This is a genomic window from Micromonospora sp. MGP-C2 (assembly GCF_057766525.1).
Genome location: NZ_JBYMEN010000002.1, coordinates 4,400,421 through 4,416,341, shown reverse-complemented (window position 1 = coordinate 4,416,341; position 15,921 = coordinate 4,400,421). Strand labels below are relative to the sequence as shown.

15 protein-coding genes are annotated in these 15,921 nt (G+C 72.5%); 8 read left to right on the top strand and 7 right to left on the bottom strand.

Annotation, left to right across the window (positions count from 1 at the left end; translation table 11 throughout):
* Positions 1–68: 68 nt before the first annotated feature.
* On the bottom strand, positions 69–713 hold the full coding sequence (locus AC3CF1_RS20230; protein WP_488451037.1) for a TetR/AcrR family transcriptional regulator: 645 nt from the start codon (positions 711–713) through the stop codon (positions 69–71).
* 84 nt (positions 714–797) lie between these two features.
* On the opposite strand from AC3CF1_RS20230, the gene AC3CF1_RS20225 reads away from it, so the two are divergent.
* From AC3CF1_RS20225 to AC3CF1_RS20210, 4 genes are all read left to right on the top strand, one after another.
* A complete protein-coding gene (locus AC3CF1_RS20225; RefSeq protein WP_488451036.1) occupies positions 798–1,934 on the top strand; it encodes an epoxide hydrolase family protein in 1,137 nt (378 codons plus the stop codon).
* A gap of 150 nt (positions 1,935–2,084) precedes the next feature.
* Positions 2,085–2,585, top strand: coding sequence for a cation:proton antiporter regulatory subunit (locus tag AC3CF1_RS20220; protein WP_030332098.1), 501 nt, complete (start codon positions 2,085–2,087; stop codon positions 2,583–2,585).
* Positions 2,586–2,590: 5 nt separating this feature from the next.
* Complete coding sequence (locus tag AC3CF1_RS20215) at positions 2,591–3,796, top strand: cation:proton antiporter (RefSeq protein ID WP_099849638.1); 1,206 nt, start codon at positions 2,591–2,593, stop codon at positions 3,794–3,796.
* Positions 3,797–3,939: 143 nt separating this feature from the next.
* On the top strand, positions 3,940–4,371 hold the full coding sequence (locus AC3CF1_RS20210) for a hypothetical protein (protein WP_088950904.1): 432 nt from the start codon (positions 3,940–3,942) through the stop codon (positions 4,369–4,371).
* Between the two features lie 185 nt (positions 4,372–4,556).
* On the opposite strand, the gene AC3CF1_RS20205 is transcribed toward AC3CF1_RS20210, so the two are convergent.
* The 5 genes from AC3CF1_RS20205 to dnaK form a co-directional block, all read right to left on the bottom strand.
* The gene (locus tag AC3CF1_RS20205) at positions 4,557–4,751 is read right to left on the bottom strand and encodes a hypothetical protein (protein WP_088950903.1); all 195 of its coding nucleotides are present in this window, start codon (positions 4,749–4,751) and stop codon (positions 4,557–4,559) included.
* A gap of 135 nt (positions 4,752–4,886) precedes the next feature.
* Complete coding sequence (locus AC3CF1_RS20200; protein ID WP_088952117.1) at positions 4,887–5,327, bottom strand: heat shock protein transcriptional repressor HspR; 441 nt, start codon at positions 5,325–5,327, stop codon at positions 4,887–4,889.
* A 30-nt stretch (positions 5,328–5,357) separates the two neighbouring features.
* Positions 5,358–6,539, bottom strand: a complete 1,182-nt coding sequence (gene dnaJ, locus AC3CF1_RS20195; RefSeq protein WP_141912090.1) for a molecular chaperone DnaJ — start codon at positions 6,537–6,539, stop codon at positions 5,358–5,360.
* An 85-nt stretch (positions 6,540–6,624) separates the two neighbouring features.
* The gene (gene grpE, locus AC3CF1_RS20190; protein WP_088950901.1) at positions 6,625–7,383 is read right to left on the bottom strand and encodes a nucleotide exchange factor GrpE; all 759 of its coding nucleotides are present in this window, start codon (positions 7,381–7,383) and stop codon (positions 6,625–6,627) included.
* A 48-nt stretch (positions 7,384–7,431) separates the two neighbouring features.
* Positions 7,432–9,318 (bottom strand): molecular chaperone DnaK, encoded by a 1,887-nt coding sequence (dnaK, locus tag AC3CF1_RS20185; protein WP_354982146.1) that lies wholly within the window; start codon positions 9,316–9,318, stop codon positions 7,432–7,434.
* A gap of 220 nt (positions 9,319–9,538) precedes the next feature.
* Between dnaK and AC3CF1_RS20180 the strand changes: the two genes are divergently transcribed.
* Genes AC3CF1_RS20180 through AC3CF1_RS20170 form a run of 3 tightly spaced genes read left to right on the top strand, consistent with a single transcriptional unit; the run spans position 9,539 to position 14,343 of the window.
* Positions 9,539–11,380 (top strand): ABC transporter, encoded by a 1,842-nt coding sequence (locus AC3CF1_RS20180; protein ID WP_488451035.1) that lies wholly within the window; start codon positions 9,539–9,541, stop codon positions 11,378–11,380.
* Positions 11,377–13,062, top strand: coding sequence for a GTPase (locus tag AC3CF1_RS20175; RefSeq protein ID WP_088950898.1), 1,686 nt, complete (start codon positions 11,377–11,379; stop codon positions 13,060–13,062). The genes AC3CF1_RS20180 and AC3CF1_RS20175 overlap by 4 nt, the downstream gene beginning before the upstream one ends.
* Positions 13,063–13,119: 57 nt before the next feature.
* A complete protein-coding gene (locus AC3CF1_RS20170; RefSeq protein ID WP_088950897.1) occupies positions 13,120–14,343 on the top strand; it encodes a hypothetical protein in 1,224 nt (407 codons plus the stop codon).
* Between the two features lie 64 nt (positions 14,344–14,407).
* Here AC3CF1_RS20170 and AC3CF1_RS20165 read toward each other — a convergent pair whose 3' ends face one another.
* Positions 14,408–15,031: a phosphatase PAP2 family protein gene (locus tag AC3CF1_RS20165; RefSeq protein WP_354982148.1), complete on the bottom strand. Its 624-nt coding sequence runs from the start codon at positions 15,029–15,031 to the stop codon at positions 14,408–14,410.
* Between the two features lie 15 nt (positions 15,032–15,046).
* Between AC3CF1_RS20165 and AC3CF1_RS20160 the strand changes: the two genes are divergently transcribed.
* Positions 15,047–15,859 (top strand): hypothetical protein, encoded by an 813-nt coding sequence (locus AC3CF1_RS20160; protein WP_488451034.1) that lies wholly within the window; start codon positions 15,047–15,049, stop codon positions 15,857–15,859.
* Positions 15,860–15,921: the final 62 nt, after the last annotated feature.

Genomic DNA, 15,921 nt, shown 5'->3' with positions numbered 1-15,921 from the left:
CGTTGTCCACTGAGTTGGACACAACCAGAGTTGAGCGTATTCCGCTCAACCTTAGCGCGTGATGCCCATCACTCCCGGCGACGCCACCGCCAGTCGAACTCTCCAGCGGCGGGCGCCGGTCCGGGGAGCGGATCCGAGGCCGGCCCGGTGGACAGACCCGCCAGCAGCACCGCGAGCTGGCGTCGGCGCAACTGCCCGGTGCGCTCCGAATCGGGTACGCGCACCGCAGCGCACGCCTCCAGCAGCAACCCCAGATCCTGCACGACCGCGTCCGGGCGCAGCCGCCCGCTGGCGCGGGCCCGCTCGAACAGGGCGGTGGCCAACTCGTTGGCGCGCGTCGCGTCCCGACCCATCTCCTCGGTCGGAGTGAACATGCCGGCCAGGTGGACGGTGAGCGAGTGCACGTCGGCGTCGACCACCTGGGTCAGGAAGGCGCTGAACGCGGTCCAGTCGTCCGGCTCGGCGAGGGCGGCCTCGGCTGCGGCGACGTACCGGCGCAACCCGTCGTGGCAGAGCTGGCGCAGCAGGTCCTCCTTGCCCGCGTACCTCCGGTAGAGGGCACTGATGCCGACACCCGCGCGTTCGGCGACGGCGGCGATCGGCGCCTTCGGGTCGTCCAGGAAGACCGCGCGGGCGGCTTCGAGGATGACCTCGTCGTTGCGGGCGGCCTGGGCGCGGCGGCCGGCCAGCGTCTTTCCGGGGGGATTCGGCATGACCCCAGACTACCAGTGGAACGGATCATTCCGGTCTGCTACTCTGGTTGCAGAACGAAACATTCCGTTCCGAAGGAGCTTCAGATGACCGGCACCGCGATCCGCCCGTTCCGCGTCGAGATCCCGCAGACCGCCCTCGACGACCTGGCCGACCGGCTGGGCCGCACCATCTGGCCCGCCGACCTGCCCGGCACCGGCGACTCGTACGGGATGAGCAGCGACCGGGTCCACGCCCTCGCCGACCGGTGGCGGGACGGCTTCGACTGGCGCGTCGTCGAGGCCCGCCTGAACGCCCACCCGCAGTTCGTCACCGAGATCGACGGCGAGCAGATCCACTTCCTGCACGTCCGGTCGACCCGACCGGACGCCACCCCGCTGGTGCTCACCCACGGCTGGCCCGGCTCGGTGCTGGAATACCTCGACGTGATCGCCCCGCTCACCGAGCCGACCGACCCGGACACGCCGGCCTTCCACGTGGTCATCCCATCGCTGCCCGGCTTCGGCCTCTCCGGCCCGACCCGCAGCGCCGGGTGGAACCGGCACCGCACGGCCCGCGCCTGGGCCGAGCTGATGAACCGCCTGGGGTACGCCAGCTACGGCGCGGTCGGCAACGACGCCGGCTCGATGGTCGCGCCGGAGCTGGGCCGGATCGACCGGGACCACGTGCTCGGCGTCCACGTCACCCAGCTCTTCTCGTTCCCCTCCGGCGACCCGGCCGAGTTCGCCGGGCTGTCCGAGGCGGATCAGGCGGCGCTCCAGCACCTCCAGTGGTTCTACGAGAACAAGTTCTCCTTCAACCAGGTGCACAGCCAGCAGCCACAGACCCTGGCGTTCGCGCTGGCCGACTCCCCGGTCGGGCTGCTCGCCTGGAACGCGCAACTCTTCGACGAGAGCCTGGACGCGGACTTCATCCTGGCCAACGTGGCGCTCTACTGGTTCACCGGCACGGCCGCGTCGGCGATCCGGTTCTACTGGGAGGACGCGCACGTCGAGGAGTCACCGACCGGGCCGACCACCGCGCCGACCGCGCTGGCCATGTTCCCCGGCGACTTCCAGTCCATCCGCCGCTTCGCCGATCGGGACCACGCGAACATCGTCCGGTGGAGCGCGTACGACAACGACGTCGACGGCCGCGGTGACGTCGGCGGTCACTACGCCGCCCACCAGGCCACCGAGGTTCTGGTCGCCGACATCCGCGAGTTCTTCGCCAGCCTCCGCTGACGACGACGAGCCCGGTGCCCGCGCCCGCTCCACCGGGGGCGGGCACCCGCCCCTCTGCGTGCCTCGGCCCTGTTGGACGTGTCGGGGCTGGTCGGAGGGCCGAGGGCTTCCAAGATCTGCGTTCTGTTCACGAGGCGGTAGCCTTGGTGGGTGCGAGTACGTGTCGAGCAGACCGCCTTACCCGGGATCGGGGTACGCCACGATCTGGTGACGGAGTCAGGACGCCGTTTGGGCGTCGTCTCCCACCGCAATGGCCGCCGTGATCTCGTTCTCTACGACCCCGACGATCCCGACGCCTGCCAGTCGGACATCCCGCTGACCGACGACGAGGCTGAGGCCCTGGCCGACATCCTCGGCGCGTCGCTGATGCTCGGCCAGCTCTCCGGGCTGCGTGAGCAGGCGGCCGGTCTGCTCACCGAGCAGATCGCCATCACGGCCGGGTCGCCGTACGTCAACCGGAAGCTCGGCGACACCAAGGCGCGTACCCGCACGAGCGCCTCCATCGTGGCGGTGCTTCGCGAAGGCGAAGTCATCGTCTCGCCACTTCCCTCCTTCCGCTTCGCGGCCGGCGACGTGGTGGTCGTTGTCGGGACCCGACGGGGTCTCGACGGCGTGTCCGCCATCCTCGCCGACAGTGACCCGGACGGCTGAGGCGGATGCACGATTCCACCACTCTGCTCGTCGAAGTCGGCGCGCTGCTGCTGCTGCTTGGCGTCCTCGGTCGGCTCAGCCGCCGGGTAGGCCTGTCCCCCATCCCTCTCTACCTGTTCGCCGGGCTGGCGTTCGGGCACGGCGGGCTGCTTCCGCTCGCCGCCAGCGAGGAGTTCTTCGCGGTCGGCGCCGAGATCGGCGTCATCCTGCTGCTGGTGATGCTCGGCCTTGAATATTCGGCCAACGAGCTGGTCGGCAACCTCCGATCGGCGGCCCCGGCTGGGCTGATAGACGGCGTCTTCAACGCGCTGCCCGGCGCGGCGTTCGCCCTGCTGCTCGGTTGGGACTGGGTGGCCGCCCTGGTGCTCGGCGGCATCACCTGGGTCTCCTCCTCCGGCGTGATCGCCAAGGTCCTCGCCGACCTGGGACGACTCGGTAACCGGGAAACCCCGGTGATCCTCTCGGTCCTCGTGATCGAGGACCTGGCGATGGCGCTGTACCTGCCGCTGGTCACCGCCGTGCTGGCCGGCACCGGTCTGCTCGGCGGCGGCATCGCACTCGCCGTCGCGGTGGGCACGGTGCTGCTGGTGCTGGTGGTCGCCATCCGGTACGGCCACCTCATCTCGTCCGCCCTGTCCGCGAAGGACCCGGAGGCGCTGCTGCTCGGCGTACTCGGTCTGACCCTGCTGATCGCCGGGCTCGCGGCGAAGCTGCAGGTGTCGGCGGCGGTCGGCGCGTTCCTCGTCGGCATCGCGCTCTCCGGCCCGGTGGCGCACCACGCGACCGAGTTGCTTTCCCCCCTGCGGGACCTGTTCGCCGCTGTGTTCTTCGTCTTCTTCGGCCTGGTCACCGACCCACGGGACATCCCGCCGGTGCTGTTGCCGGCGCTCGCGTTGGCCGTGGTCACCATGGCGACGAAGACGCTCACCGGCTACCTCGCGGCGCGTCGGGTGGGCATCGCGGAACCCGGCCGATGGCGGGCCGGCCTCGCACTCGTACCCCGAGGTGAGTTCTCCATCGTCATCGCCGGGCTCGCGGTGGCCGCCGGGAGCGTCGAGCCACAGTTGGCGGCGCTGGCCGCGACGTACGTCCTGATCACCGTGGTGACCGGGCCGATCCTCGCCCGGCTGCCGGACTTCCCGTGGTTCAAGCGGTGGCTGCGCACCCGCGCGGCGGCCCAGCGGGCGGCACCGGTCCCGATCCACGACTGACCGCGCAGCCCCGACCCCAACGGTTGCTGAATTGCTCCCCACGGGGACTACCGCAGCACTCGACGGCAGGTTACCGTTTCGCCCCAGCAGCCAGGGTCCGCAGGCAGCGCAGCCAAACGCGGGCGAGAGCGGAAGGTTGGCCGGTGAGCGTGCAGGAATCGACGTTCCACGGCTTCGCCAACCCCGTCGACCCGAGTCCGGCGGAGTTGCGAGCTTGGGCGTACCAGCCTGATTCTGTGCCGTTGGCTTCGATGCCGCCCGACTGGGACCTGCTGGTCTCCGGCGATCGACTGGTGTTGACGCTCTTCGAGCTGGCGATGGACCCGTCCTGCCCGGCGCGGCGGTTCGCGTTGCACTGCCTCTACATCTACGCGGCCGACGGCATCCGGACGAACTTCCGCGCCCACCCGAAGCGTCGCTTCCGCAAGCTCGTCGAACAGGCCGAGCGTGAGGGCGACGAGCTGATGAAGATCTGGGCGCACAACGGCCGGGTGCTGCTCGCCCGACCGGATCTCTTCGTCTACCGGGACTGGTGCGAGGGCGGCCTGGTCCGCGAGAACCGCCGCCTCGGCTGAGGTCGGTTCAGTACGACGGCGAACGGGCCGGGACCCCCGCCCTGGCGTCACCGCGTCCCGGCCCGCACTCAGCGACGCGAACGGGCTGCGACCCCCGCCCTGGCGTCACCGCGTCCCGGCCCGCACTCAGCGACGCGAACGGGCCGGGACCCCCCGTGGGTCCCGGCCCGCACGTCGGTCACCGGTCAGTCCTGCTGCCGTTCCGTCTCGGCTCGGTCCTTCTCGCCGCCGTGGTCGTCCCGGCCGGCGAACCGCCCTCCGACGACCCGGTCCCGGTAGGTTCCCTCGGTCACCTTGTCGAACTTCTTGCGGACGGTCTCGGCCAGCTCTTCCAACCGGTCTTCCGCCTGCTGGGCAACCTTCTTCGCCGGCTCCGCCATCGCTCCCCCTCGCCATGCCGGTAGGTCCGTATTAAGCCGATTGGACCGTATTGACAGGCTAACCGAAGCGGCCCGGACCGCGCCGGGAAATCCGGTACGGTCCGGGCCGAAAGACAGCGCCGGGTGAGCGGTTGGTCAGCGATCGGGCATGCGGCGGGGTCGCCAGACGACCAGCGCGGTGGACGTGCGGTTGGTCGGCACCAGGTCCCGACCCGGGAAGCGGGCCAGCGACTCCAGCTCGGCCACCCGGCGGTACGCGGCGTCCAGCTCCGCCTCCAGCCGGGCCACCCGCTGCTGCGCCTGCTCCAGCAGCCGCTCCAGCCCGATGATCCGCTTGACGCCGGCCAGGTTGATCCCGTCGTCCTGGCTGAGCCGCTGGACCTCGCGCAGCAGCACCACGTCGCGCACGCTGTACCGACGTCCGCCACCAGCGGCCCGGCCGGGCTGCACCAGCCCCAGCCGGTCGTACTGGCGCAGGGTCTGTGGGTGCATCCCCGCCATCCGGGCCGCAACCGAGATCATCAGAACCTTGGCCTCGTAGGCAGGGTCACCCGAACCGAGGAACTCGCCCGACATGCCGCTCACCTCCGCGTCCACTCCATCGGACTAACTGACCCGACGCACCCGAGCGTCGAGATGTTCCCGGGCCGCCGGCGGGCTCTGCTCGGCGAACGCCTCCAGTGCCGTGCGCGCCTCGTCCGACAGTCGGGCCGGGACCACCACGTCCAACGTGACCAGCAGGTCACCGGCCTGCCCGTCGCGGCGGACCACACCCTTGCCGCGGGCCCGCAGCACCCGCCCGCTCGGCGTCCCCGGCGGAACCCGCAGGGTCACCGCGCCGTCGAGCGTGGGCACCCGCAGGTCCGTGCCGAGCACGGCCTCCGCGAAGGTGACCGGCACGGACAGCGTCAGATCGTCACCGGTACGCCCGAACAGCTCGTCCGGTCGAACCTTGACCTGCACGAAGAGGTCACCAGCGGGGCCGCCGCGCTCGCCTGGCTCACCGCGCCCGGCCAGCCGGATGCGCTGACCGTCGGCCACCCCGGCCGGGAACCGCACGTTCATGGTGCGGGTCTTGGTGACCCCGCCGCTGCCCTGGCACTCCGGGCACTTCTCCTCGACCACGGTGCCGACGCCCTGGCAGTTGCGGCACGGCTCGGAGAAGCTGAACGCACCCTGGTCGCGGGTGGTCACCCCGGCGCCGTGGCAGACCGTGCAGGTACGCGGCTGGGTGCCGGGCTTGGCCCCGTTGCCGTGGCAGGTCTCGCAGACTCCGGGGGCGCGCAGCGTCAGGGGCAGCGTCACCCCGCGTACGGCGTCACCGAAGTCCAGTGCCACCTCGGTCTCGACGTCCCGACCACGGGCCGGACCGCGCGGAGCGGCCTGCCCACCGGCCTGCCCACCGGTGAAGATCGAACTGAACAGGTCCTGGAAGCCGGCTCCGCCGAAGCGACGGTCGCCGCCTCCACCGCCGCCGAACATGTCGGAGACGTCGAACGGCATGCCGCCCGGCTGGCCTCCGCCCCGGGCGCTGCGCCGGAACGCCCCCGAGCCGAACAGCGAGCGCATCTCGTCGTACTCGCGACGGCGACCCGTGTCCGACAGGACGTTGTAGGCCTCGGACGCGGCCTTGAACCGCTCCTCGGCCTTCGGGTCGCCCGGGTTGTGGTCCGGGTGCGACTCCCGGGCCACCTTGCGGTACGCCTTCTTGATGTCATCCGCGGAGGCGGCCTTGTCCACGCCGAGCACGGCGTAGAAGTCCTTCTCGATCCAGTCCTTCGAACTCACCGGTCCACCCCCTCTCGACCCTCGCGGCCCGGCCGTCCCGCCCACCGCTGCGCGGTGGGCGGGACGACTCGGTCACTGTCTCGCACTATTCCGGATCCGCGACCGCGACCAGCGCGGGGCGCAGCAGCCGCTCACCGAGCTGGTAGCCACGCCGCATGACCTGGACGCAGGTCGGCTCGCTGACGTCGGCCGAGGTCTGGTGCGCGACCGCCTCGTGCCGGGTCGGGTCGAACGGGTCGCCCTGCTCGCCGAAGGCGTTCAGGCCGAACTTGCCCAGCGCGGTGGTGAGTTGTTCCGCCACCGTGCCGAACGGCCCGACCAGGTCGCCGTGTTCCCGGGCCCGGTCCAGGTCGTCCAGGATCGGCAACAGCGCGGCCAGAACCGAGCCGGTCGCCTGCTCCTGCACCAGGCTGCGGTCCCGGTCGACCCGCTTGCGGTAGTTGGCGTACTCCGCCGACACCCGCTGCAGATCCCTGGTGCGCTCGTCCAGCTCGGCCCGGAGCGCCTCCAGCTCGGCGCCGAGCGAGGTGCCCGTGCCGCCGCCGTCGACCGGCTGCGCCGGGGCGTCCACCACCGCCGGGCCGGATGGTTCCGGACCGTCGGTGGCGTTGACCTCGACCTCGATCTCGTCGACCACCACCTCGGCGTCCTCGACCAGGCCCTCGGCCGGTACGCCGGTCTCGGCGTCGGCGGCGGTGCCCTCAGGCTCCGACGTGTCGATGAGCTTGCGGTTGTTGCGGATGACGACCCGCTCCTTGTCGCCGGTGGTCGGCTCCGTGGGCGCGGAGCCACCCGGCGTCGACCCGGTGTCGGCCGGGTCGGCGGCTCGTGGCTTCTGCGTCATGCGGCTACCTCATCCCCTTCGCCGTGGGTACGCGTCCGAGGCCGGTGGTCACTTCTTGCCGTCCTCGTCCACGATCTCCGCGTCGACCACGTCGTCGGCCCCACCGGCCTGCGGGCCGGTCGCACCGGTCGCACCGGCCGCGCCGGTCGCGCCGGTCGCACCCGGGCCAGGCTCGCCACCCGGCTGCTGGCCCTGCTCGGCCTGCTGCGAGTAGAGCAACGAACCGGCCTGCTGGGAGACCTGCGCCAGCCGCTCGTGCGCGGACTTGATCTTCTCAATGTCCTGGCCGCCGAGGGCGCCACGCAGTTCGCCGAGCGCCTCGTTGAGCTGCTCCCGGTTTTCGGTGGGCAGCTTGTCGCCGCTCTCGGCGAGGAACTTCTCGGTCTGCCACTGGAGCGCCTCGGCCACGTTGCGGGTCTCGGCGTCGTCGCGGCGGCGCTTGTCCTCCTCCGCGTGCTCTTCGGCGTCCCGACGCATCCGCTCGATGTCGTCCTTCGGCAGCGAGGAGCCGCCGGTGATCGTCATCTTCTGTTCCTTGCCGGTGCCCAGGTCCTTGGCGTGCACGTTGACGATGCCGTTGGCGTCGATGTCGAAGGCGACCTCGATCTGCGGGACGCCGCGCGGCGCCGGCGGGAGGCCGGTCAGCTCGAAGGTGCCGAGCTTCTTGTTGTAGGCCGCGATCTCACGTTCACCCTGGAAGACCTGGATCAGCACCGACGGCTGGTTGTCGTCCGCCGTGGTGAAGACCTCGGAGCGCTTGGTCGGGATGGTGGTGTTGCGCTCGATCAGCTTGGTGAAGATGCCGCCCTTGGTCTCGATGCCCAGGCTCAGCGGGGTCACGTCGAGCAGCAGGACGTCCTTGACCTCACCCTTGAGCACACCGGCCTGGAGGGCGGCGCCGACGGCGACGACCTCGTCCGGGTTGACGCCCTTGTTGGGGTCGCGACCGGTGAGCTGCTTGACCAGGTCGGTCACGGCGGGCATCCGGGTCGAACCGCCGACCAGGATGACGTGCTCGACGTCGGAGATCTTGATCCCGGCGTCCTTCACGGCCTGCTCGAACGGGCCCTTGCAACGGTCCAGCAGGTCCTGCGTCATCCGCTGGAACTCGGCGCGGCTCAGCGTCACGTCGAGGTGCAGCGGGCCGGCCGCGCCGGCGGTGATGTACGGCAGGTTGATGTTGGTGGTGGTGGCGGCGGACAGCTCGATCTTGGCCTTCTCGGCAGCCTCACGGAGGCGCTGGAGGGCCATCTTGTCCTGACCGAGGTCGATGCCGTGCTCACCACGGAACGTCTTGACCAGGTGGTCGATGATCCGCTGGTCCCAGTCGTCGCCACCGAGCTGGTTGTCGCCGCTGGTCGACTTGACCTCCACGACACCCTCGGCCAGCTCCAGCAGCGACACGTCGAACGTGCCGCCGCCGAGGTCGAAGACCAGGACGGTCTGCTCCTTGGAACCCTTGTCCAGCCCGTACGCCAGGGCGGCCGCGGTCGGCTCGTTGACGATCCGCAGCACGTTGAAGCCGGCGATCTCACCGGCCTCCTTGGTGGCCTGGCGCTGGCTGTCGTTGAAGTAGGCCGGAACGGTGATCACCGCGTCGGTGATCTGCTCGCCCAGGTACGCCTCGGCGTCCCGCTTGAGCTTCATCAGCGTCCGGGCCGAGATCTCCTGCGGGGTGTACTTCTTGCCGTCGATGTCGACGGACCAGTTCGTGCCGACCTCGCGCTTGACCGACCGGATCGTCCGATCCGGGTTGGTCACTGCCTGACGCTTGGCGACCTCGCCGACGAGCACCTCGCCGTTGCGGGCGAACGCGACGATCGACGGAGTCGTCCGCGACCCCTCAGCGTTGGCGATGACGGTGGGCTCACCGCCCTCGAGAACGCTGACGCAGGAGTTCGTCGTGCCGAGGTCGATACCGACCGCACGTGCCATGTTCGCTTCCTCGCTTCGTAAGGTTGTGCAGGTGACGGGCACTGCCCGCGGCTGCCTGGCGAGCACCGCCCGCAGCGGGCCCCACCACAAGTTGAGTGAACTTGACTCAATAGTGCCACGCGTTGGCGAATCGTCAAGTTGAGTTGAGTCAACCTGACGCAACCCACCCGTTATTACCGTCCGGTTGTCTTCTCTTGCATCGGTCGGGCACGCTTTAGCGGTGACGACGCACGGCGATTCCGCCACCCGTTCCGGCGCGCCCGCCGTCGCATCCCGCACCGGCCCGCCGGACGCCGCGGAGGAGCCGCCCGCCACCACCGGGGACAACAGCCTCCCCGGCGCACTGTCGGGCCTCCGGGAGGCGATCGGTGCGACCCGGTACCCCCTCGCGCTGCCCACCGCCGGGTCCGCCCGGCACAACGCCACCGCCCTCACCGACCAGCTCGACGACTATCTGCTGCCCCGGCTCGCCCGGCTGGACGCCCCACTGCTCGTGGTGGTCGGCGGCTCCACCGGTGCGGGCAAGTCGACCCTGGTCAACAGCCTGGTCAAGGCCCGGGTCAGCGCCGCCGGCGTGCTCCGGCCGACCACCCGCTCGCCGGTGCTGGTCTGCAACCCGTCCGACGCGGCCTGGTTCCGGCAGGGTGACCTGCTGCCCGGGCTGACCCGCACCACCGAGCCGAGCGAAGATCCACGCGCGCTGCACCTCGTCACCGCGCCGGCCCTGCCCGCCGGGCTGGCCTTCCTCGACGCGCCCGACATCGACTCGGTGGTGGACGCCAACCGGGCGCTCGCCACCCAACTGCTCGCCGCCGCCGATCTCTGGCTCTTCGTCACCACCGCCGCGCGGTACGCCGACGCGGTGCCCTGGGAGCTGCTGCGCAGCGCCCGGTCGCGAGGCGCGGTGATCGCCATGGTGCTGGACCGGGTGCCCGCCGAGGCCACCGAGGAGATCGCCGCGCACCTGAGCGAGATGCTCGCCGAACAGGACCTCGGCCGGGCGCCGCTGTTCGTGCTGCCGGAGACCTGGGTCGACGGGCAGGGGTTGCTGCCCGAGGGGGTCACCGCATCGCTGGCCGACTGGTTCGCCCGGCTGGCCGGCGACGCGGACGCCCGGGCGGCGGTGGTCCGTCAGACGCTGGACGGGGCGCTGGCCGCCCTGCACCCCGCCGTCGAGGAGCTGGCCGACGCCGCCGACGAACAGCTCGCAGCCGCCGACGGGCTGGACGAACGGGTCCGGGCCGCGTACCGGGGTGCCGAGCGCACCGTCGAGCAGGGGCTCCAGGACGGTCGGCTGCTCCGGGGCGAGGTGCTCGCGCGCTGGCAGGAGTTCGTCGGCACCGGCGAGCTGTTCCGCACCCTGGAGGCACGGATCGGCCGCCTGCGGGACCGGGTGGTGGCCGCCGTCACCGGCCGGCCGGCGCCCTCCGTCGAACTCCGCAACGCCATCGAGTCGCAGCTGGTGACGCTGCTGCGCGGGGTGGCCTCGGAGGCCGCCGAATCCGCGTACACCGGGTGGAGGGCACACCCTGCGGGCGCCGACCTGCTCGAACCGGCGCTCGCCCACCCGAGCGCCGACCTGCCCGAACGCGCCGAACGGATGGTCCGGGACTGGCAGCGCGGGGTGCTGGAGCTGGTCCGGGTCGAGGGCGGGGACAAGCGGTTCGTGGCCCGCACCGCCGCGTACGCCGTCAACGCCACCGGGCTGGCCGTGATGATCGCCGTGTTCGCCTCCACCGCGTTCATCCCGACCGGGCTGGAGCTGGCCACCGGGGCCGGCACCACCGTCGCCGCGCAGGCCGTACTCCAGGCGATCTTCGGCGACCAGGCGGTGCGTACCCTCGCCGCCAAGGCCCGCACCGACCTGCTGAAGCGGGTGCGGACGCTGCTCGACGCGGAGGCCGACCGGTTCCTGAGCCGCACCGCGGACGCCCGCCCCGCCGCGGACGCCGGCGACGGCCTGCGCCGGGCCGCGGGCCGGGTCGAGCTGGCCCGGCACCGCAGCGGTCTGTCCGCCGCCGGCAACACTCAGCCGGCCGCCGACGAGGAGGGTTTCCGGTGACGAACATCACCGGCCGGGTACGCGAGGCGTTCCGCGGAGACCAGCGGGTCGACGCGGACGTGCTGATCGCCCGACTGGACGCGGTACGCCGGTTCCTGACCGCTGTCGACGGCCTGCTGCCGGACGCGGAGCTGGTGCCCGCGCACACCCTGGTCGAGCGGGCCGGCACCCGACTCGCGCTCTCCCGGGACCACACCGTGGTCGCCCTGGCCGGTGCCACGGGCAGCGGCAAGTCCAGCCTCTTCAACGCGCTGGCCCAGCTGGAGCTGTCGCCGGTCGGGGTCCGTCGGCCGACCACCGGCGTCACCCACGCCTGCGTGTGGGGCCCACTGGAGGGCGCCAACCGGCTGCTCGACTGGATCGGCGTGCTGCCCCGACACCGTTTCGTCCGGGAGAGCGCCCTGGACGCGGACGACGAGACGGCGCTGCACGGGCTGATCCTGCTCGACCTGCCCGACTTCGACTCGGTCCAGCGGTCCCACCGGCTCGAGGTGGACCGACTGCTCGGCCTGGTCGACCAGGTGGTCTGGGTGGTCGACCCACAGAAGTACGCCGACCGGGTCATCCACGACAGCTACCTGCGCGAGTTTCACCGGCACCGCGACGTCACACTGGTCGTGCTCAACCAGGCCGACCGGCTGCCCCCGGCGGAGGTGCCCCGGGTCCTGGACGACCTGCGCCGACTGCTCGACACGGACGGGCTGACCGGTGTGCCCCTGCTGTCCACCACCGCCATCGACCCGGCCGGGATGGTCGGGCTGCGCGGTGCCCTGGAGCGGACCGTCGCCGAGCGGCAGGCCGCGCTGCGCCGGCTCGCCGGTGACGTCGACACGGTCGTCGCCGGGCTGGACGAGCTGGTCGGCTCGGCCAGACCGGCCGGTGGGCCGGACGACTCGACAGTCGACGGCTTGAACCGGGCGCTGGCCGGAGCTGCCGGCGTGCCCGCGGTGACCGAGGCGGTGCAGCAGGCGTACCGGCACCGGGCCGTCGCGGCCACCGGTTGGCCCCTGGTCCGGGGCTGGCGCCGGTTGCGACCCGACCCGCTGCGCCGGCTGCACCTGCCCGGCCCGGCCGACGCGGGGGCCGACGCGGCGGAGAGCCTGGTCGCGGCCACCTCCGTGCCGGATCCGACGGCCGCCCAACGCTCCGCACTGGGTCTGGCGATCCGCGCGGTGGCCGACCGGGCCGCCGCCGACCTGCCCGCCGCCTGGCCCGGCGCGGTCACCGCCGCCGCCCGGTCCCGCCTCGGCGACCTGCCGGACGCGCTGGACCGCACGATCGCCGGCACCGACCTCGGCCTCGGCCGTCGACCGCTGTGGTGGCGGGTCGTCGGCGGTTTGCAGTGGCTGGTCACCCTGGCCGCCGTGGTCGGTCTGGGCTGGCTGGTGCTCGGCTACGCGCTGCGGGCACTCGGCCTGCCCGCGCTGGACAACCCGATGGTCGGGCAGGTGCCACTGCCGACCCTGCTGCTGCTCGGCGGGCTGCTGGCCGGGCTGCTGCTGGCGGCGCTGACCCGACCCGTGGTGCGCTGGGCCGCGCGGCGTGCCCGGGCCCGCGCCGAGCAACGGCTGACCGCGAAGGTGGCCCGGGTGGGCGAGGAGTACGTGCTCACACCCGTGCGGGTCGTGCTCGGCTCGTACGCGCAGGCACGCGACGCGCTGAGGGACGCCGCCCGCCGCTGACGCTCCGCACGGCTCGCTACCGCTCTGTGTACGCCCCGGGCGGCGTAGGGTCGGAGCATGGCCACGCCTCAGACCCCCTACGACGCGGTGCTGCACGCCGCACGCGACGTGACCAAGCTGGAGTCCGCCCTCGACGCCGAGATGCTCGGCAGCGCGCTGCTGGGCAGTGTCTACGCGATCGCGGAGACCGACCGCGACACCGCCGTACGGGAGTTCGTCACCGGGTTTCTCGCCGCCACCGCCCGTCGCCGGGTCGCGGCCGCGACCACCATCCGGCAGGTCTTCGCCACGCTCGTCCCGGACGCCGAGGGCACCGATCGGGTGCGTCCGGGCAGCCAGGCGCCCACCTGGGCCGGTCAGCTCGGCCGGGTGCACCTCACCGGCACGTGGGCGTACGGCGACGTCTACGGCGACCAGACGTCCTACCTCGCCACCTTCGCCTACGACGACGCGTCCGGCGGCTCGGAGCACGCGCTGGTGGCCCTGGTGGACCACAACATCGGGATCACCAAGGACATCTTCGTCGGCGGGCCGGCGGAACGGATCCTGGACCAGGTCCGCCAGATGTGCGCGGACGACGAGCTGACCTGGTTCCGCACCGAGAATCCGGCCCAGCTCCGTGGCGAGGTGGCCCGCCATCTCGCGGTGACCGACGAGCTGAGCGAGTTGCCCGGCGAGGGTTCCCTCGCCACCGACCGGGCGCTGGTCGGTGCCCGGCTGGCGCTGCTGCCCACCGCGGCCGACCCGACCGGCCCGGCGGAGGTCGAGCCACTCTCCGCCGCCGAGCGCACCGACCTGGTCCGGCGGTTCCTCGCCGCGCCGGAGGCCACCCGCTTCGGGCTGGATTCCGTCGACGGCCCGGAGCTGGCCTCGCTGCACTTCTGCCTGAGCCTGCTGCTGGACCACTCGGCGACCTTCCCGGACGCCGACCCGATGCGCTGGAGCCCGGCGGTGTCCGGGCTCTTCCTGCTCGACTGGGTGCACCGCCGGGCCGTGCTGGACATGGACGACGCCGCGATGTTGCCCCGGGTGCTGCGTGCCTGGGCGCGGTACGCGTCCCGGCAGCGCGGTCTGCCCGAGGCGGCGACCACGCGCACCGACGAGGCGATCGAGGAGATGGTGCCGGAGTTCGCTCGCCTGTACTCCACTGGTGAACGACGCAGCGCCGCCACCGCCGCGGTGGCACAGCTGATGGCCGACGGTGTGGACCCGGACGACCCGGCCGCCCTGGACGCCTGGATCGAGGCGAACCGGCACCGCCTGGCCGACGACGGGGCCTGACGACACCCGAGGCCGGGCGGCACAGCGCCGCCCGCCTCGGCCCGGCTGGCGTCTGCGGCGGGTCTCAGCGCAGTGGGCCGAAGACCGCCGCGGCGATCAGCGCGCCGAGCACACCACCGGCGAGCACCTGCGGCACCGTGTGGTCCCTCAGTCGCACCCTGGACCAGCCCACCAACGCCAGCAGCGGGGCGGCGGCGAGCACGCGCGTCCCGAACGTCAGGGTCAGGATGACCAGGGTGCCGGCGGACACCGCCGAGTGGATCGACATCTTCCACCAGTGGCTGACGGACACGGCGACCACGAGGCCGACAAGCCCGGCCACCGCCAGCGCCAGCAACGGGCGGGGCGCGCCGAGCACGGCGAGCAGGGCGAGCCCTCCCGCGACCGAACCCAGGCCGACCAGCAGTGGCACCCGGCGCTGCTCCCGACGGCCGATGTGGTGGTCGGTGAGCCGGCCACGGCGTACGCCGCCGACGATGTAGGCGAACGGGATGCCGGTGACGAAGATCGTGGCGAGCAGACCCCAGACGAGGCCCTGACCCGGACGGCGCGCGCTGTGCCAGCTCACCGTGATGATCAGCAACGACACGAGCACGGCCGGTGCGGTCACCTCGGTGACCAGCCGGGCGATCCGCCGCCCCGGGCCGGGTCGGCTGGTGACCGGGCGGAGTTCGGTACCGCCGCCCACGTCACCCCCTCCGGTATGCGCCTACCGCCGAACACCGCCGGCACCGGATGGGCCGCGCCTGTTCGTCACCGTACCGCCGGGGACACCGTCAAGTGCGTCGGTCCGGCCAGCGATGCCAGGCCGGCCGCGAACGTCGGGAGATCGGTCGGAGACGACGGGACCGACGGGCTGGGCCGGCTGGTCGGCACGGCGGGGGTGGCGGGCGGCGCGGGCCTGGTGGCCGGCACCGACCGGGTGCAGGTCGGGACGGCGGTGGCGGTCGAGGCGTCTGTCGGCGTGGAGGTTGGCTCCAGCGTGGAGGTTGGCTCCAGCGTGGAGGTTGGCTCCAGCGTGGGCGACGGATCCAGCGTCAACGTCGGGGTCGGAGTCGGAGTCGGGCTGGGGCTCGGCGTCGGATCGGGGCCCGGCGAGTCGGTCGGGTCCGGGTCGGTCGGCCCGGGGTCGGTCGGCGAACCGGTCGGCGACGACGGGGGGACGGCCGGTGAGGTGCCCCGGGGCGGCTTCGGCGCCACCGGCGGGTGCGGCGCCCGCGGGGCGGGCCCTCGGTCGGCCACTGTGGGCCCCGACCCAGGCCCTTCCCGGGTACGCCGGGGAGCGGCGGGCAGCCAGCCGCTGGTGGGGCCGACGCTGGGTGAGCCGGGCGGTGGGACTGACGGCTGGCTGGTCATCGGCAGCGGAATCAGCACCGGCCCGACCGACGGGGTCGGGATGAACGGGATGCTGCTGTCCGGCAGCGCGGTGCTGCCCGGGGTGGCCGAGCCGGCGCTGATCGCGGCGAGGATCGGCATCGACGCGGTGCCGGCCAGCAGCGCGACGGTGAGCAGGTAACCCCGGGTGGGGCCGCCCGCGCCGGGAGCACGGTGCACGCCGACCACCCTGCGGTAACCGCC